Source organism: Massilia sp. TWP1-3-3, from assembly GCF_049897805.1.
Lineage (GTDB): Bacteria > Pseudomonadota > Gammaproteobacteria > Burkholderiales > Burkholderiaceae_D > Telluria_A.
In genome coordinates, this window is record NZ_JAFCWX010000013.1 from 1 (window position 1) to 18,408 (window position 18,408).

Below are 18,408 nucleotides of genomic sequence, written 5' to 3' on the forward strand. Positions count from 1 at the left end.
TGCTCCCGCCCCATGAACGCCGGCGGAAAAGGTCCTCCGAAAAAACATCGCGACAAGTTCGAAAATTCAACCTCAAATAGGATGGTACGCCGCCCCTAAAATACTGCGGAACGTAACACCTGCCAAACCGGGTGCGCTCGGCGAGCTGCCGGGCCGGGGCGATTCGAGCCGAGCGGATGCGAGGTCGCCCGGTCAGGGCGTACCCCGGCGCTTCGCGGGGACATGCAGGAGCGCATTGCGGGGCCGGCCCCCGCTGCGACGATGCCAGCCGGTCACGAGCGGTCGCGTCGCGGCAGAGCGTCCGATTGACCATCAGATATCGTGACCATCAAGCCATCAAACATCTTGCACGCGCTCACGAGTACGTACTTCAATACCGGAGAGTCTCCCGTGCAAAGCGGCGTCATACCAGCTATGGCAATATTCCTCACGCGCTACCAAGGGGACCATTTCCGCCGTGATGTAACCGTTCGCGTTGCCGTGGATGTACTGGCGCAGATCTTTATGTATCCCCTTAAGAATCGCCAGGCTGTGCTGCGCGCCTATCGTGCGGTCATTGGGAAAATCGGCACGCGTGCGCCAAGGATGGGTACCGTGCGAGTGACCGGGCATGTTTTTGGTGATACCGCAAAGAATTTTGTCGAGCCAGACAAGCAGTCGAACTTTCACGCCGCGGGCGGCCGCTTCAATTAGCAAGTCACCGTACGTTTTACCCCTCGGCCAGGTATGGCCGGACCCACGCTTCAACTCCATTCCAGGATCGAATCCCCAGGCGACAATATCGATGCTTTCCTTCGCCTTTTCGATTTCCGTCGAAATATCCGCAAAGCCTTCTTCCCCACAGATAAACACCTTGAGCTGGTTGTTGTGGCTGATCGGATGCGTATCGTGAAGGTTTTCTGCAAACCACTGGGTCGTGCTAGTGGCGGTTCGTGCCATTTCGTCGATATGCGTGGTTTCGATGCGCCTAATTGGGTCTGTAGCCATAATTTTCCTTAAATATCGCGAGCTGATAGTGGCGGCGGACTCTCATGCTCAGTCATGAAGGCGGCTTTCCGGGGTATCGTGCAGAGCGCGGAACCCGACGTTTGACTGTGACTGTTCAACGGCTGCAAGTTTGGCATTGGCATTGAGCGCGATTTCTTCGCCGTTGGGCAGTTTCACTGTGTAGTGCGGCGTACCGGTCTCGTGTTTAACAAGAATGCGTCCGAACTCATCGGTCAGTCCGTCCTCCACCTTGGCGCCGCCTTTATACAAAGTATAGGGAACCGCAACGTGGCGCTTGCCATCCACGTGCGATTGCAATGTGTGATGAAGATACTCTGGCTCCGGCGCTGTCGCGAGAACGTCGGGTAACTTGTCGAGCGCTGGCGGCGCAATGTGCGACGGCAGCGTCTCCAGATTACCGTGAAAAAGGACTGGCTTACGAGTAAGAAATTGGGATGTATCACTAATCTCCAACGTATCAGTGCCGCCCGATATCCGCACGCCCAGTTTGCCCCGGATTTCCACCCAGTCCTGCTCACTGATCAAGGCAAGCACTTTCTTGGCGATGATTTCGATCTCGTCACTCTGCGCCTGGATTGTCACCTTACCGGCCGCCGCGATCAGCTTCATCCCGGCTTTGTGGACGAAGAGGCGAAATGTTTGGCTGATGCTGGCGTAAAAACTATCTCCGGTTGCGACAGATAGATTCTTTCCACTCGTGATCGCAGTGTGAATTTCACTTGCGATATGCGTCGACTGGGCACTGGTAGTTTCGATGCCGGCCGGGCTGGCAAGAACGAGATGTGGCGCGTCCAGTTCCGGGAAAGCTCCCTTCTCGCCAGTCCCCTTGATGGCGTCGTTCTGCGCCTTGATGGCGTCAGTCACATCCGCTTGCTGGCCTTGCTGCTCCTGTGCGCCTTGCCGGCGCGCGGTCGCCGCCTGTTCTTCGTGCTGTTCGCGTGCGGCCGTCAAGCGCTGCACCGTCTCGCCCATATCCTTGATGTGCGAAGCGGCCCGCGGTCGCGCCTCGGTTGTAATCAGCATGCCCTTCGCAGACCGCGCCACACCCCACCCCTCGGTCGCCAGTTCCCAGCCTTCGCCACGTGCATCGGTTCGGCCCGTATTGCCTTCTATTCGGGTGATGGAACCGAGCGAGAGTTGGCTATGTAAATGGTCGCTTTTCAACTGGACCTGAATCTGCTTGTATGTATCGTCCAAAATCAAATGATTGCTACGTCCCGACGCCGTATTACCGCCACCGCCAGGACTTAGTTCGCGCGTGCGAAACCCCGTCAGCGCCTGTTGGGTCGGCAGGGACCACGAGGGCATGTAGCGCTCGTTATGAATGGCATTGGCGATATATGGTCGATCTGGCGATCCATCGAGCCAATTGACGACCACCTCGGAGCCGACGCGCGGGATCGCGGTCATGCCAAGCTGGTTGCCCGCCCAAGAGGTGCCCACTCGCATGTAGGCGGAGCTGCCATCGTCATTGCCTCCGACGCGGTCCCAATGGAATTGCACCCGAATTCGACCGTATTCATCGGTATGGATGCTGTCATCACCAGCTGGACCCACCACAATGGCAGTTTGTGGTCCCAGCATCTTGGTGTCCACGCTATTAAAACCGCGTCCTGGCCGCCATGGGATGATTTTGCGAATGCAGGTTAAATGATTTTCATAATACGGAGATTCGTCTGATTCCTGCAAGTAGTTATTTGTAGCGACGTGCTCCACACCAAGAATCAGAAATTGGTTTCTGCTCGCGTCGCTACTGTAGCCAAATGGATTCGCGTCAAGGCGGTCAGCGAAACTAAACCAATGCCCAGATCCAACGTGACGATTGTTTGTCGTGGCCATGAATTGCTTCGCCAACGCTTCCATTTCCTCCATGCGAAGGCGAGCTCGCGCATCACCATCGGCGCTATCCTTGAAACCATACGCACCCGAATATTCGAACGCTTCGGTATCTGCTACGCTCCCTTGCTGATTTGCCGTCGGGAGAAAAACATGGCGCGGAACTGGCTGTTTGAAATCGAATGCCGCCAACGTTACGCTACTTGGCATGATCTGGCGGGCGGACGACCACTCGCTAATTGCCTCTTCCTCTAGCGAGCCTCCGTGCCGGTGAAAGCGGATCTCTGGGTCGCCATCGATGGGATCGGCTTGAGTGGAATCGTCGGACAGCACAAGCTTGTGCCCCCGGTCGGTATGCTTGTAATAGTAATGCCAGCCAGCGGCCTCCCAACGGCGATGCAGGTAGTTGTGGTCGCTCTCACCAAATTGCATCGCGTCCGTCATCGCCGGATCGTCGCCACTTAATCGCAAGTCCCAATTGGCATGGGCAGCGTAGTCGCTGAAGATACTCTCAGTCTGCTCCCTAAGCGTCTTGTTGTGAAAAAGGTAGTTGTCCTTACCCAATGCCAGATACTTTAGCCAAGGCCCCAAACTGGCCTCGTAGTACGAAACATTTCCCGCCTTTTTCATCCGGAACGTATAGCAATACCCTGTGAAATATCGCAGAGTGCCATCCGCCTGCACCAGCGCCACGCTCAACAGCTTTCCCTCCATATCTTTGAGGGCAAGGTTGGCCTTGTCAGACAGAAGTTCAACGGTGAACTCAAAATCGCGGGAGAGACTTTCGACTGCGTGCAACTTGTTGACGACCAGTTCGCATGCCGGTCCGTCATTGTTTGGGAAGGCCAGACGCAGGATGCGGTTGTGCTGACGGGCACCGATAATCTCTTGGAGGCGTTGGAGGATATTGCTCATGGTCTTGCCTTGCTTTCACAGGGGAAATTATGTCCGGAGAAAAAATGATTCTGAATTGTACGAATTTTGCTGGGGCATTTTCTACGAATGCATGAAACGTTGCGACCCGTCAAAAATCGGTTTTGCAGCGCGGCTGCAATTTTTATTGCTAAGATTTACCGGACGGCAACACTTTTCACGGCCGTATTTTCTTCAATTTTTTTAATTTTTATCAATAATAATATATGTGCAATATACACTAAATTACTAGAGCTTACCCCATTGCAACTTACATTGAATCCAGCTTGATTACCCGCGACCACAGAAATCGCAGTTCGATGGGTTCATATCGACGAGCTGAAAGTGAGCTAAGTGTTCGGTACCAGACGTGCCGTCGAGCACTAGCAACAGCGAGTAAATTCCGATCAGAAATCATCATTAGTAAGATCGCTCGACATTTGCGCGGACGAATAGTTCAACTTGATTTCGCACACAATTTGCGACTTCGCTACTGCTAACCTCGTCGGATTAAAACGGGCGCACTATCTGCAGCGCTGGCGCGGCAGCAACGTCATTTGCCGGCCAACCATCAACTCACGACGACATTTACGGAGCAAAGCATGGAGCAGTCGCAGGTACCGGGGTGGATTGACAGACGTGCCAGTTCACGCTTACCAGATGTACGTTTCATCCGCATGAAAGAAGTCCTGGCAATATGCGGCAAGTCGCGAAGCAGTGTCTATGAAGCGATGCAGAAGGGCGAATTTCCCAGGCCCGTCAAACTGGGCGGTCGTTCGTCAGGATGGGTGAAAAGCGAAATCGAACAATGGGCACAGGCGCGCATCAAGGCACGTGAGACGAAGTAGCTAGCAGAAAGGCGGGAAGCGCCTTTCTGCAATTTCTGGTCGCCGCTAAACATCGGCTACGACGCCAACACGGGAGATGGCCTGCCAGGTTTCTGCACTGCTTTAAGGCCCGGGAACGCCGACCATCAGACGTTCAGCGAACACGTACCATGCGGTATCGCAGGTCCGCACACGACAGAACGGACCACGTTCGCAAAGCCACCAAACGACCACCCCGGCAAGCCGCCAATCAGCCGCAGCCTTCTCAACACGCGGTCCGCTTAGAACCCCCCGCTGCATGAGTTCGTCGCCACCGCGTGCATCGATGGCTTGGCGCAGATCAGTCTGGATGATCGCGGCATTTGCGCGCACCCAGTCTCGCCTTTCATTTAATATTCTGTGTATACGCTATGTATACGTTGCAAATAGAAAAAGCCGGCACAGGCCGGCTTTCGCTAAGTCTTTGATTCGATTGGTCGGGACGGAGTGATTCGAACACTCGACCCCTTGCACCCCATGCAAGTACGCTACCAGGCTGCGCTACGCCCCGACGAGTTGTGAATTATATCAGAGCCTGCGCCGGTTTTGGCGCTGAAATTCACGCTCCACGTTTGCCCTCCCCGCAATAGGAGATAAGACAAACATGCGCGCAATTCCGGCGAATAACGCATCTTGCTTCGCGGAAAATCCCAAACTCAAGCGAACCGCAAGCCTTAGCCCAATCATGTGGTATCCAAATCAATAGTTGCAAAAACTAAATCTAAATCCGATCTAGGGGCACTTTCCCATGGAAAATCAAAACAGCGAAACCAACCGTTTTCTTTCGACCGGCGTGCCCGGCCTGGACACCATCCTCGGCGGTGGCCTCACCAGCGACCGTCTGTTCCTCATTGAAGGCGAACCGGGAACCGGCAAGGCCACGCTGGCCCTGCAATTTCTGCACGAAGGCGTGCGGCGCGGCGAATCGGTCATCTATATCACGCTAGCCGAAACGCGCGTCGAATTGACGTCCGTGGCGCAGTCGCACGGCTGGTCGATGGACGGCATCCACGTCGAGGATATCATCCCCAACGAGAACATCCTCCACCCGGACCACCAGTTCACCATCTTCCACCCGTCCGAAATCGAAATGGGCCTGACCACCCAGCGCATCCTCGACGCCATCGAAAAATACAAGCCGACCCGCGTCGTGCTCGATTCGCTCTCCGAGCTGCAGCTGCTCGCTGAGAGCGCGCTGCGCTACCGCCGCCAGGTGCTAGCGCTCAAACAGTACCTGTCCGGCAAAGGCTGCACCACCCTCTTCCTTGACGACCGCACCGCGCTCTCGGGCGACCTGCAAGTGCGCAGCGTGGCGCACGGCGTCATCACGCTCGAACTGATCAACCAGGACTACGGCTCCGAAAGGCGGCGCGTGCGGGTCGTCAAATACCGCGGTATCGCCTTTCGCGGCGGCTCGCACGACTACAAGATCCTCACCGGCGGCCTGTGCGTCTACCCGCGCCTGATCGCGGCCCAAACGCGCGTGACCGCGCCGCGCGGGCGGCTCTCGAGCGGCATCGCCGCGCTCGATGCGCTCACCGGCGGCGGGCTTGACGAAGGCACCAGCACCCTCATTTCCGGGCCGCCCGGCACCGGCAAATCCTCGCTGTGCTGCCAGTATGTATATGCCGCGATCCAGCGCGGCCAGAAGGCGGCCATGTTCCTGTTTGAAGAAGCGGCCAACAACCTGCTGTTGCGCTGCGCCGGCCTCGGGCTCGACTTGCAGGGTGCGCTCGACAAGGGCGACCTGACGATCCAGCAGATCGACCCGGCCGAGATGTCGCCCGGAGAATTCATGCAGGCCGTGGTCGACGCCGAAGGCGGCGGCGCGCGCGTGATCGTCATCGACAGCCTCAATGGCTACCTCAACGCCATGCCCGACGAGCGCTTCCTGACTACCCACATGCACGAGCTGCTGACCTACCTCGGCCAGCGCGGCGTGGTCACCATGCTGGTCGGCGTGCAGCCAGGCGTGATCGGCGGTGCGATGTCGTCGTCGGTGGACGCCAGCTACATTGCCGACAGCGTGATCATGCTGCGCTACTTTGAGGCGCGCGGCAAAGTGCACCAGGCGATCTCGGTATTTAAAAAGCGGGTCGGCCTGCACGAACGCACCATCCGCCTGTACTCGATGAGCGCCAAGGGCATCGCGGTGGGCGACGTGCTGACCAACTTCCACGGCATCCTGACGGGCGTGCCGAGCTTCGATGAAAACCAGTGCGACGTCCTGTTCGACGACGACCTCTCATAAGCCACCTATGGAAAAGCGTGTCCTGATCTACGCCCCGACCGGGCAAGACGCCATGCTGGCGTCGAAGGTGCTGACGCTGGCAAAGGTCGACAACCTGGTCACCGCTACCGCCGCGCAGCTCGCGGCCGAAATGGCGCTCGGCGTGGGTGCGGTGCTGACGGTGGAAGAGGCGCTGGCGAATGGCGCGGCGCTAAAGAGGCTGGGCGAGGCGGTGCAGCGCCAGCCCAGCTGGTCGGATATTCCCATCGTCCTGCTGACCAATCGCGGGCCGGACTCGCTCAGCGTGCGCCAGGCCATCAGCGTGCTGGGCAACGTCACGCTGCTCGAGCGGCCGGTGCGCACGCTCACGCTCATCACCTCGCTGCAATCGGTGCTGCGCGCGCGCGAAAAACAGTACCAGGTGCGCGAGACCGATCGCCGCAAGGATGAATTTTTGGCCAGCCTCGGCCACGAGCTGCGCAATCCGCTGGCCCCGATCCGCACCTCGATGGGCGTGCTGACCCACATGTACCCGGACCAGGCACCCGTCAAGAAGGTCAGCGAGGTAGTCGAACGCCAGGTAACGCACTTGACGCGGCTGGTCGATGACTTGCTCGACGTGGCCCGTATCAACAGCGGCAAAATCGCGCTGCAGCGCGACTACACGACCTTTGGCGCCATCATGGACCATGTCACCGAGCTGTGCTCCGGGCCGGCGGCGGCGCGCCGCATCAAGATCGAGCTGGCCTTGCCCGCCGAAGAAGTGGTGCTGCACGCGGACTACGCGCGCGTAGTGCAAATCGTGTCCAATATAGTCTCCAACGCCGTCAAGTTCACGCCGGTCGAAGGCCGCATATCGGTGCGCGCGCTGGTCGAATGCGGCGCCATCAAGATCTACATCAAGGACACCGGCATCGGGCTCGATCCGGCTGCAGTGGAGCGCATTTTCGCGATGTTCGAACAAAGCCGGCCGCCTTCGGGCCAGATCACGAGCGGCCTTGGCATCGGCCTGAGCTTGTCGCGCCAGTTCGCCGAAATGCACGGCGGCAGTGTGCATGCGCGCAGCGAAGGCCTGGGCAAGGGCAGTGAATTTGTCGTCACGCTGCCGGTGGTGACCGAAGCGCGGCCAACCCAGGCGCCGCAGCCCGGCCAGCCGATTGGCAAGGTCGATCACCGGCCCAAGGTGCTGGTGGTCGACGACAACCGCGACGCGGCCGACTCCTTGCAGGCCCTGTTCGAGATGGAAAACTGTAACGTGGCCACGGCCTACGACGGCTACGGGGCGGTGGCGGCAGTGGATGCGGCAATGCCCGACATGATCGTCATGGACCTTGGTATGCCGAGCATTGACGGCTATGAAGCGGCGCGCCGCATCCGGTGCAAACCGGGCTCGCAAGACGTGCTGATGATCGCGCTGACAGGATGGGGGCAGAGCGATGCAAGGCAGCGCACCATTGAGGCAGGCTTTGATCACCACCTGATCAAGCCCGTCAATTTCGATGAGATCAAGCGCCTGGCCAGCGGGCAGTTAAGCCGCGCGCCCGTGCTGCGGCGCGTGGTCTAAGTCCGGTTAGCGCACCAGGGCTTTACTTCCAGTCGCCGCGCAGGCTCTTCACCTGCTGGTGCAAATACTCGGGCGTGGCCTGGGCCGGTTGCACCGGGGCGCCCACGGCCAGCGCCAGTTGCGAGCGGGGCCCGCGCGCGAACGAGCGCCCGAACAGGTTGGTCGGGTCGCGCGTAAGCAAGCTGCCCCACAGCCCGCGCAGCGCCATCGGAATGACGGGCACCTGGCTGCGTTCGAGGATCTTGACGATACCGCCCCGGAATTCATTCATCTCGCCGGTGCTGGTGAGCTTACCTTCCGGGAAAATGCATACCAGGTCCCCTTCCGCCAGCGCCTGCGCGATGTCGATGTATGCCTTTTCCATCAGCCACGGATCTTCCTTGGCCGGCGCAATGGGAATGGCGCGCGCCGTGCGGAAGAACCAGCCCATGAAGGGCGTCTTGAAAATGCGGTGATCCATCACGAAACGAATCGGGCGCGGACTGGCCGCACCGATCACCAGCGCATCGACAAAACTCACATGGTTACAGACCAGGACCGCCGCGCCTTCAGCGGGAATGCGCTCGACATCGACCACTTCAACCCGGTGGATGGTATGAATCAGCATCCAGGCCATGAAGCGGATCAGGAATTCGGGCACCAGCGAGAAGATGTACACCGCGACGATAGCGTTTAGCACCGCCGTGGCCAGGAACATCTGGGGAATCGACAAGCCAAACTGGTGCATGACGATGGCAGCGCCGGCAGCGGCAATCATGAACAGCGCATTGAGAATGTTCATGCCGCCGATGGTGCGCGACAAGTGCTTGGGGTCGCAGCGGGTCTGGATCAGCGCGAACAGCGGCACGATGAACAGGCCACCGAACACGCCGATCATGGCGACGTCGATCAAAATGCGCAGCGACCCATGATTGCTGAAAAACCCCGCCATGGTGACCAGTTGCGGACCGGCGCCATAGGCGACGCTGGCAAAATAGAGCTCGATGCCAAACAGCGACAGGCCAATCGAACCGAAAGGCACCAGGCCGATTTCAACCTTGTGGCCGGACAGTTTTTCGCACAGCAGGGAACCGACGCCCACGCCGATCGAAAACACCGTCAACAGGCCCACGAACACGCTCGGGTCGCCGTGCAGGTAGTCCTTGGCGTACAGCGGGAACTGCGACAGAATCATCGCGCCGTAAAACCAGAACCAGGAATTACCCAGCATGGACAGGAACACGGTGCGGTTCTTGCGCGAAAACGCCAGGTTGCGAATGGTTTCCGAAAACGGATTCGGGTTGATTTTCAGTTCAGGCTCGGGCGCCGGCGAGAGCGGAATGCGGGTGCTGACAAGCAGGCCAAGGACCGCAAAAAACAGCGTGGCGCCGGCCACCATGCCGATCCCGCCCGGCTTGTACTGCACCAGCGCCGTGCCGATGACTTGGCCAAGCAGGATGCCGACAAAGGTGCCCATTTCGATCAGGCCGTTGCCCCCGACCAGTTCTTCCGCCTTCAGCTGCTGCGGCAGATAGGCATATTTTACCGGTCCAAACAGCGTGGAGTGAACGCCCATGCCGATCACGGCGGCCAGCAGCAGCGGCACCGACTTGGTCATCCAGCCAAGACCGGCTACGAGCATGATGACGATTTCGATGACCTTCACATAGCGCGCCAGGCGCCCTTTTTCCATCTTCTCGGCGATCTGGCCGGCAGTGGCCGAAAACACCACGTACGGCAAAATGAACAGGCCCGGAATCAGCGTGGCCAGCATCGCCGGATCGGCAATGCCCCAGTTGGCGGCATCGAAGGTCAGCACGACCAGAAATGCTGTCTTGAACACGTTATCGTTGAACGCGCCCAAGAACTGGGTCCAGAAGAACGGGGCAAAGCGCCGCTGCGTCAACAATGAAAACTGGCCGGATTGACTCATATGGTGGTCTCGGAGAGGTTGAGGTAAGGTCGGATTTGAGGTAAGGATGGATCAAGCGACGGGATGGCGAAGCAAAGTCTTGAATGCATGCGGCACCCAGCGCCGCGCCGCGACCATGAAGCTGATCGCGTGGCGCTGCTCGAGCGGCAGCCGCGTTTCGTGCTGGTGCTGCTGTGCGAATTCGGAAGCCACCTGTTTCAGGCGCTCAAGCAGCGCGGCGCCAGACTGCTTGGTGAGCATCACGTTCACCAGCCGCAGCACTTCATCTTCGCCGTCAAAGCGCGAATCGAGGTAGTCGGCGGCGGCCTCGTGCCGGAAGTAGGTCTGGATCGGGCCATTGGCGATCCAGCTGAAAGTGCGCGCAATGAGCAGCTTGACGCGGTTATTCGGCATCAGTTCCAGAAAGCCGATCTTGTCGAGCCGCAGCAGGTACTTGGTCACCTCCACGTCGCTCAGGGCGTACAGCCTGACGATGTCGTCAAAGCTGATGTGGTTCATGGCCGACACCGCCACCACCAGCAAGCGCGAGTCGCCAATGATTTCGCGCTCCTGCGCCAGCGTCAGGTGCGAAATGAGCGTTGGCGCACTTTGGGCTGCGCTCAGTTCATCGAACTCGATGCCGCTGGCGCTGAGAATTTCGTCCAGCCGCTGCAAGGTGAAGTTTTTCTGTGAAAACATGCGTTTGACACTCGCTTCCGACATATCGATGCGTACGGCAAGTTCGCCGTACGTAATGCCACGCGCCTTCAACAAGCGCTTCAAGGTGTCGACCAGTGTAATTGCGTGCGGCATGCAAATGTCCCTTCGTCTATCGGTAGCAGATATTAATACTTATTCAACTTAAAAGCGATACCGTGGAGCATTTGATTGAGAAAAGTCAAATGGGACGTCATCATGCGTCCATGCCATCTGGTCCAACTTGACGAAAAAAGCCCAACACATGAAAACCGTTCTCTGCCTGGTTCTTGCCTGCACCTTGTGTAACGCCAACGCCCGCGCGCCCTTCCCGACCTACAACTCGAACGCTTCCGAGATGTCCGCCTTTGGCTCGGTCGTCGTAGTCGCGGGCACGATGTCGCTGCTGGCCGGCTCCGGCACTGCCGTGGTGGAGAGCGTGGAAAAAGTGGGCGAATCGACAGTGGTCGTGCTCAAGGGTGCAAGCGACGCGGCGCGCGTGACGCTCACCATGAGCGGCAAGGTGGTGACCGGCGCTTCAATGGTGGCCGGTACCGCCGTGAGCGTGGTGACGATGGCCAGTGGTTATGCGCTGGTCGTGGCTGGCGCCGTGATCGCCTTCATCCCCAATGAAATGGGCAAGGCGCTGCTGCACCATTCACGCGCGGAGGGACATTGATCATGAAGCGTTTTTTGTTGCTGCTCATATGCGGCCTGGTTGCGTGCAGCCTGGGCACGGCGCATGCGGGCCAGGCCTGCGAAGAGAAGCAATCCAGCGTAGCGAGTTTTGTCAGCAGCATGAAGCTGGCCGAGAACACGCTGGCGGTACTGGAGGCGAGCGATGCGCAGGTGGCGCTGATCGCGCGCGTGGGGCAGGATTTGTCGCGCCAGGGCTTGCGCTATTCGCACATGGCCTACGTGTGGCGCGACCATCCGAAGGGGCGCTGGCTCGTGGTGCATGAACTGAACGAGTGCGGCACGGCGCAGTCGGCGCTGTATGACGAAGGGCTGGGCAACTTCTTTTTTGACGTGTTCGCGCACGAAGCGGCGATCTTGATTCCTTCGCCGCAGAGCCAGGCGAAGATCGTGGCGATGCTCGCCTCACCGGCGGCGCGCACCTTGCATTGGCCGCGCTATAACATGCTCGCGTATGCGTTTTCGACCCAGTATCAAAATTCGAATCAATGGGTGCTGGAGACGTATGCGGCCAGCGCCAGCGACATGGTTATTAGCGACCGGACGCGCGCGCAGCAGTGGCTCAAGCTGGCCGGGTATGCGCCGGTTACCGTGCATGTGCCGACCGCGCAGCGACTTGGCGCGCGCATGTTCAGGGCAAACGTGGAGTTTGATGATCATCCGTTCGGGCGCCGGGCGGCCGGGCAGATTGATACGGTGACGGTGGAGTCGGTGATGCGGTTTGTGAAAAAGAACGATCCGGCGGCGCGCGAGATGATGGTGAAGTAACGAAGACGGTCGCAAAAGTGGCGACCGGACGGCATAGCGCTAGGCGGGTTACAGTAGGGCGGAAAAGGGCAAGGCCCGCATTCCGCCATGCGTCGCGACGGCGCTTGTCGGATAAGGGGGCCGCCCAGGCCCTTCGGCCTTTTCCGACCTACGAGGCTACGCAATAGCCAACCCTTTTGCATCTGACCAGTAGCCGTCGCAGTTGCCCGACCAGCCTCAGCTCAAATTTTCCAGCCTGATTTTCACCAGCTTGCCAACCACCGTCTCCAGCGCCTCGATCTTGGCAATCGCCGCGTCGATGTTCTTTTCCTGCGTCTGGTGCGTGAGCATGATGATGTCGGTGCGCGTCTCGCCTTCGCCCGGCTCCTTCTGCAGTACGGCGTCGATCGAAATCTGCGCGTCGGCCAGGATGCGCGTCAAATCGGCCATCACGCCCAGCTGGTCCTTCACGTACACGCGCAGGTAGTAGCTGGTGGTGATCTCCGACATCGGCAAAATCTCGACATCGGTCATCTGGTTCGGCTGGAACGCCAGGTGCGGCACCCGATACTCCGGATTGGCCGTCGCCAGGCGCGTGATGTCGACCAGGTCCGCAATCACCGACGACGCGGTCGGCTCGGCGCCCGCGCCTTTGCCGTAGTACAGCGAGGCGCCAACGGCGTCCGCCTGCACCAGCACCGCATTCATCGCGCCCTCAACGTTGGCGATCAGGCGCTTGGCGGGAATGAGCGTCGGGTGCACGCGCAGCTCGATTCCTTCAGCGCCGTTGACCATCGCGCGCTTGGTAATGCCCAGCAGCTTGATGCGGTAACCGAGCTGCTCGGCGTAGCGAATGTCGATCGCCTGCAGGCTGCTGATGCCTTCCACGTGCGCCTTGTCAAACTGCACCGGAATGCCGAAGGCAATGGCCGACATGATGGTCAGCTTGTGCGCCGCGTCCACGCCTTCGATGTCGAAAGTCGGATCGGCTTCGGCGTAGCCGAGCGCCTGCGCCTGCTTCAAGACGGTGGCAAAGTCCAGCCCCTTGTCGCGCATCTCGGTCAGGATAAAATTGGTGGTGCCGTTGATGATGCCGGCCACCGATTCAATCCGGTTTGCCGTCAAGCCTTCGCGCAGCGCCTTGATGATCGGGATGCCGCCGGCCACCGCCGCCTCGAACGCGACCATCACGCCCTTAGCCTGGGCCGCAGCAAAAATCTCGTTGCCATGCAGCGCCAGCAGCGCCTTGTTGGCGGTGACGACGTGCTTGCCGTTGTTGATGGCGCGCAGGACCAGCTCCTTGGCCGTGTCGCAGCCGCCGATCAGTTCCACCACGATCTCGATATCCGGATGGTCCACGACCAGGTAAGGGTCGGTGACGACCTCGCAGTCGCCCGCAACAAGCGCTTCGGCGCGTTCGGCGTTGCGCACCGCGACCAGCGCGATTTCAATCCCGCGGCCGGCGCGGCGGCGGATTTCTTCCTGGTTGCGCTTCAAGACATTAAAGGTGCCGGTGCCGACAACGCCAAGGCCGATCAGGCCGATTTTGATGGGTTTCATAGTGTTCTATAAGTTATTGTTCAGAGCCGGCCGTGGCGCCGACGGTAGCCGTCGAGAAAACGCGCGATGCGGCCGCAGGCGTCAAGCAAATCGTCGGAATTGGGAAGGAACACGATGCGGAAGTGATCCGGCGCGATCCAGTTAAAGCCCGTCCCCTGCACGATCAGGACTTTTTCTTCGGACAGCAGCTCATAGGCAAACTGCTGGTCGTCCGCGATCGGATACATCGCGGGGTCGAGCTTGGGGAACATGTACAGCGCCGCTTTTGGCTTGACGCAGGTAACGCCGGGAATATCGGTCAACAGCTTGTGCGCGATGTCGCGCTGCTTGAGCAGGCGCCCGCCCGGCCCCACCAGGTCGTTGATGCTCTGGTAGCCGCCCAGCGCGGTCTGGATCGCGAACTGGCCCGGCGCGTTGGCGCACAGGCGCATCGTGGCCAGCATGTTCAAGCCGTCGATGTAATCCTTGGCATGGCGCTTCTCGCCCGACACCACCATCCAGCCGGCGCGGTAGCCGCACGAGCGGTAGTTCTTCGACAGGCCGTTCAGGGTAATGAACAGCACATCGTCGGCCAGCGAGGCGATCGAGTCGTGCTGGCAGCCGTCGTACAGGACCTTGTCGTAAATCTCGTCGGCCATGATGATCAACTGGTGCTGGCGCGCCAGCTCCACGATCTCGAGCAGGATCTCGCGCGGATACAGCGCCCCGGTCGGATTGTTCGGATTGATGACCACGATCGCCTTGGTGTTGGACGTGATCTTGCGGCGCATGTCGTCAATGTCCGGATACCAGCCGGCCTGCTCGTCGCACACGTAGTGCACGGGATTGCCGCCCGACAGGCTGACCGCGGCCGTCCACAGCGGATAGTCGGGCGCCGGCACCAGCACTTCGTCGCCGGTGTTGAGCAGGCCGTTCATGGCCATCACGATCAGTTCGGAGGCGCCGTTGCCGAGATAAATGTCGTCGATCGTCACGCCGCTGATGTTCTTGCTTTGCGAGTAGTGCATGATGGCCTTGCGGGGCGCAAACATGCCTTTCGAATCGGTGTAGCCGGCCGCGCCATGCATGTTGACGATCATGTCGTGCACGATTTCGTCGGGCGGATCGAACCCGAACACGGCCAGATTGCCGATGTTGAGCTTGATGACCTTGTGCCCCTCTTCTTCCATCTGCCTGCACTTTTCCAGTGCCGGGCCGCGGATCTCGTAGCACACGTCGTCTAATTTGTTCGATTTGAGAATCGGTCGCAAAATTTTTCCTGTCCAAAAGCGTTATGTTGCAGTGCGATAATTACCATTCTGCCCAAACCGGTGCATTTAATCAACTGGTGAGTTTCTTAAAACACAGAGAAATAGCCTGTTTCAGCCGCTTTTGACGGCAGAATCGTGAAAATTCGCGCTTTAACGCTCTTTATGGCATGCTGGCGTTCTCCCCCTTCACAAACATTCACCATGAAGCTTCATGCCAGCACTACCAAACAATACCAGACCGTCACCGGTTACGATGACGCAGGGGTCGAAATCAACGCCGAGCGCTATGCGTTCAGCCTGATCGTCATGCCCGAAACGGCGCCGCGGCCGTGGAATGTGCCCAATTTTGCGGCGCTTACCGCCGCCCATTTCGAGCAGATCGAGCAGGACAAGCCGGACGTCGTGATCCTTGGCACCGGCGAGCGCCAGCGCTTTGTGCACCCGAGGCTGATCGCCAGTCTGTCGGCCCGCCATATTGGCGTGGAATCGATGGACAGCAAGGCCGCATGCCGCACCTACAATGTGCTGATGGGCGAAGGGCGCAAAGTCACGCTCGCCCTGATCATTGACTCGGCCAAGCCGGCATGACGTTTCGCCATCTTTTTCAGTCCCCGTTAAGCTTCGGGGTATACACTACAGATGACAAATTTAATGGAGAGACCCGTGGCGGATAGCCCAACTGCAGCACCCTACAACGATTTTTCGGCCGTAATGACCGGCGGCGCACCGTTCCAGTTGCTCGGCCGTCCGGCGCGCTACACCGTGCTGTATTTTTACCCCAAGGACAATACCCCCGGCTGCACCACCGAAAGCATCGCGTTTCGCGAATTGCACCCGCAGTTCCAGGCGGCCGGCACCGAAATCTACGGCATCAGCCGCGATTCGCTGCGCTCGCATGACGGGTTTAAAGGCAAGCTCGACCTGCCCTTCGAACTCATTTCCGACCCCGACGAAGCGCTCTGTCTCCAGTTCGGCGTGATGAAAATGAAGAATATGTATGGAAAGCAAGTCCGAGGAGTCGAGCGCAGTACGTTTGTAATTGACGCTGAGGGCAAATTGGTGAAAGAATGGCGTGGCGTGAAAGTTCCTAATCACGCCGAAGAAGTGCTGGAATTTATTCAAGGCCAGCCGTGATCAACCGCTCTCGAACCTGAGTGAACCCATCCATTTTGAGTCAAACAGTCAGCTTCCACGCATCACTCCAATCTGGCCTTCGGCCGGGCAGGCAAGCATGCCGGCCCACCTTAGCGCCCTGTAGTACCCAAAATCGCATCGACCCCGTCGCCACCTGTGTTGCCTTTGGCGACGAAGCCGGGCTATCCTCCAAGAAATTTTTAGATTGAGACCCTGATGCCACTGCCAAAACTCCCTTCCAAGCCTGCCGCACTGCTGCTCGCTAAAGATTATCCTAAAGCGGATCGGACCAAGCCTGCCGGCGCCGCCTTTGCGCCGCCCAAACCCAAGCTGGCCGCTGTCGCTGAAGCGCCGCCTGAGCCGGTCGCCAAGCCGGCGCGCGTGACCAAGGCCAAGGCCGCCGCACCCGTAGCCGAACTTGCCGCACCGGTGGCAGAACTGGCCGCGCCTGCCCCTGCCCCAGCGCCCGCGGCCAAGCCGACGGCCCGCAAGGAAAAGCCGCACGTGGAACTGGAAGCCCATCCAGTCAAGCACAAGCCGGTGGAAATGATGGTCAAGTCCAAGGCGAGCCGCAATGCCGACCGCTCGGGCATGACCAAGCTGTTCGTGCTCGATACCAACGTGCTGATGCATGACCCATCATCGCTGTTCCGTTTCGAGGAACACGACGTCTACTTGCCGATGATGACGCTGGAAGAACTCGACGACCATAAAAAGGGGATGTCGGAAGTGGCGCGCAATGCACGCCAGGTGTCGCGCACGCTGGACGCGCTGGTCGGCACGCTGGAAGACGGCGCCATTGAAAACGGCATCACGCTCTCCAAGCTGGGCAACAAGGACGCCAAGGGCCGCCTGTTCTTCCAGACGCGCCTGCAAAACGGCCCGATGCTGCCCGAAGGCCTGCCGCAAGGCAAAGCCGACAACCAAATCCTGGGCGTCGTGCGCAACCTGGAATCCGAGCAGCCGGGCCGCGCCATCGTGCTGGTGTCGAAAGACATCAACATGCGCATCAAGGCGCGCGCGCTGGGCTTGCCGGCCGAAGATTACTTCAACGACCATGTACTGGAAGACACGGACCTGCTGTATTCGGGCATCGTGCAGTTGCCGGACGACTTCTGGAACAAGAACGGCAAGGACATGGAGTCCTGGCAGGAAAACAAGAACGGTACCTCGGCCACGTTCTACCGCGTCACGGGCCCGACCATTCCAACCTTGCTGGTCAATCAGTTCGTGTACCTGGAGCCAAAAAATGGCGAAGCGCCCTTTTACGGCCAGGTCAAGCAGCTCAACGGCAAGACGGCTGTGCTGCAAACCTTGCGCGACTTTAGCCACAACAAGAACAATGTCTGGGGCGTCACGGCACGCAACCGCGAGCAAAACTTTGCGCTGAACTTGCTGATGAATCCGGAATGCGATTTCGTCACCTTGCTCGGCCAGGCAGGTACCGGCAAGACCTTGCTGGCGCTTGCCGCCGGCCTGGCGCAAGTGCTTGAAACCAAGCTGTACAACGAGATCATCGTTACCCGCGTGACGGTGCCGGTGGGTGAGGATATCGGTTTCCTGCCGGGTACCGAGGAAGAAAAAATGTCGCCGTGGATGGGCGCGTTCGACGACAACCTGGAAGTGCTCAACAAGTCCGACTCCGACGGCGGCGAATGGGGCCGGGCGGCAACGCAAGACCTGATCCGTTCGCGCATCAAGATCAAGTCGCTCAACTTCATGCGCGGCCGTACGTTCGTCAACAAATTCCTGATCATCGACGAGGCGCAGAACTTGACGCCGAAGCAGGTCAAGACGCTGGTCACGCGCGCCGGTCCCGGCACCAAGATCCTCTGTTTGGGTAACATCGCGCAGATCGATACGCCGTACCTGACCGAAGGCTCAAGCGGCTTGACGTATGTGGTGGACCGCTTCAAGGGCTGGTCGCACAGCGGGCACGTGACGCTGGCGCGCGGCGAGCGTTCGCGCCTGGCTGACCACGCGAGCGAAGTGTTGTAAGCACAACGCGCTGCAGCAAA

Annotated in this window: 14 protein-coding genes and 1 tRNA gene; 8 read left to right on the forward strand and 7 right to left on the reverse strand. The window is 59.3% G+C overall.

What is annotated here, in order from left to right:
- Positions 1-336 precede the first annotated feature (336 nt).
- Both ACP7D4_RS14730 and ACP7D4_RS14735 read right to left on the reverse strand, forming a co-directional pair.
- The gene (locus ACP7D4_RS14730) at positions 337-987 is read right to left on the reverse strand and encodes a phospholipase D-like domain-containing protein (RefSeq protein WP_426209802.1); all 651 of its coding nucleotides are present in this window, start codon (positions 985-987) and stop codon (positions 337-339) included.
- A gap of 48 nt (positions 988-1,035) precedes the next feature.
- Complete coding sequence (locus ACP7D4_RS14735) at positions 1,036-3,759, reverse strand: type VI secretion system Vgr family protein (RefSeq protein WP_426209804.1); 2,724 nt, start codon at positions 3,757-3,759, stop codon at positions 1,036-1,038.
- A gap of 599 nt (positions 3,760-4,358) precedes the next feature.
- On the opposite strand from ACP7D4_RS14735, the gene ACP7D4_RS14740 reads away from it, so the two are divergent.
- Positions 4,359-4,604, forward strand: coding sequence for a helix-turn-helix transcriptional regulator (locus tag ACP7D4_RS14740; RefSeq protein WP_426209806.1), 246 nt, complete (start codon positions 4,359-4,361; stop codon positions 4,602-4,604).
- A gap of 452 nt (positions 4,605-5,056) precedes the next feature.
- Here ACP7D4_RS14740 and ACP7D4_RS14745 read toward each other — a convergent pair.
- Positions 5,057-5,133: transfer RNA gene (locus ACP7D4_RS14745), tRNA-Pro, on the reverse strand.
- 237 nt (positions 5,134-5,370) lie between these two features.
- Between ACP7D4_RS14745 and ACP7D4_RS14750 the strand changes: the two genes are divergently transcribed.
- Together ACP7D4_RS14750 and ACP7D4_RS14755 are read left to right on the forward strand one after the other, a co-directional pair.
- A complete protein-coding gene (locus ACP7D4_RS14750; RefSeq protein WP_426105083.1) occupies positions 5,371-6,873 on the forward strand; it encodes an ATPase domain-containing protein in 1,503 nt (500 codons plus the stop codon).
- A 7-nt stretch (positions 6,874-6,880) separates the two neighbouring features.
- Positions 6,881-8,416: a hybrid sensor histidine kinase/response regulator gene (locus ACP7D4_RS14755; protein WP_426209808.1), complete on the forward strand. Its 1,536-nt coding sequence runs from the start codon at positions 6,881-6,883 to the stop codon at positions 8,414-8,416.
- 22 nt (positions 8,417-8,438) lie between these two features.
- Here the strand turns inward: ACP7D4_RS14755 and ACP7D4_RS14760 are convergent, their stop codons facing one another.
- Complete coding sequence (locus tag ACP7D4_RS14760; RefSeq protein ID WP_426209810.1) at positions 8,439-10,328, reverse strand: MFS transporter; 1,890 nt, start codon at positions 10,326-10,328, stop codon at positions 8,439-8,441.
- Between the two features lie 51 nt (positions 10,329-10,379).
- Positions 10,380-11,120, reverse strand: coding sequence for a helix-turn-helix domain-containing protein (locus ACP7D4_RS14765; RefSeq protein ID WP_426105080.1), 741 nt, complete (start codon positions 11,118-11,120; stop codon positions 10,380-10,382).
- Positions 11,121-11,268: 148 nt separating this feature from the next.
- Here ACP7D4_RS14765 and ACP7D4_RS14770 point away from each other — a divergent pair, with 148 nt between their 5' ends.
- The gene (locus ACP7D4_RS14770; protein WP_426105078.1) at positions 11,269-11,682 is read left to right on the forward strand and encodes a hypothetical protein; all 414 of its coding nucleotides are present in this window, start codon (positions 11,269-11,271) and stop codon (positions 11,680-11,682) included.
- A gap of 2 nt (positions 11,683-11,684) precedes the next feature.
- Entirely contained in the window at positions 11,685-12,467 is a 783-nt protein-coding gene (locus tag ACP7D4_RS14775) for a DUF2145 domain-containing protein (RefSeq protein ID WP_426209812.1), read from the forward strand.
- Between the two features lie 216 nt (positions 12,468-12,683).
- Here the strand turns inward: ACP7D4_RS14775 and ACP7D4_RS14780 are convergent, their stop codons facing one another.
- Positions 12,684-14,006, reverse strand: coding sequence for a homoserine dehydrogenase (locus ACP7D4_RS14780; protein WP_426105074.1), 1,323 nt, complete (start codon positions 14,004-14,006; stop codon positions 12,684-12,686).
- Positions 14,007-14,026: 20 nt separating this feature from the next.
- Complete coding sequence (locus ACP7D4_RS14785) at positions 14,027-15,256, reverse strand: pyridoxal phosphate-dependent aminotransferase (protein ID WP_426105073.1); 1,230 nt, start codon at positions 15,254-15,256, stop codon at positions 14,027-14,029.
- 201 nt (positions 15,257-15,457) lie between these two features.
- Here ACP7D4_RS14785 and ACP7D4_RS14790 point away from each other — a divergent pair, with 201 nt between their 5' ends.
- The 3 genes from ACP7D4_RS14790 to ACP7D4_RS14800 all read left to right on the forward strand — a co-directional run bounded on the left by ACP7D4_RS14790 (position 15,458) and on the right by ACP7D4_RS14800 (position 18,388).
- The gene (locus ACP7D4_RS14790; protein WP_426105071.1) at positions 15,458-15,844 is read left to right on the forward strand and encodes an Mth938-like domain-containing protein; all 387 of its coding nucleotides are present in this window, start codon (positions 15,458-15,460) and stop codon (positions 15,842-15,844) included.
- Positions 15,845-15,895: 51 nt separating this feature from the next.
- Positions 15,896-16,390: a peroxiredoxin gene (locus ACP7D4_RS14795; RefSeq protein ID WP_426209814.1), complete on the forward strand. Its 495-nt coding sequence runs from the start codon at positions 15,896-15,898 to the stop codon at positions 16,388-16,390.
- A gap of 216 nt (positions 16,391-16,606) precedes the next feature.
- The gene (locus ACP7D4_RS14800; RefSeq protein WP_426209816.1) at positions 16,607-18,388 is read left to right on the forward strand and encodes a PhoH family protein; all 1,782 of its coding nucleotides are present in this window, start codon (positions 16,607-16,609) and stop codon (positions 18,386-18,388) included.
- Positions 18,389-18,408 lie beyond the last annotated feature (20 nt).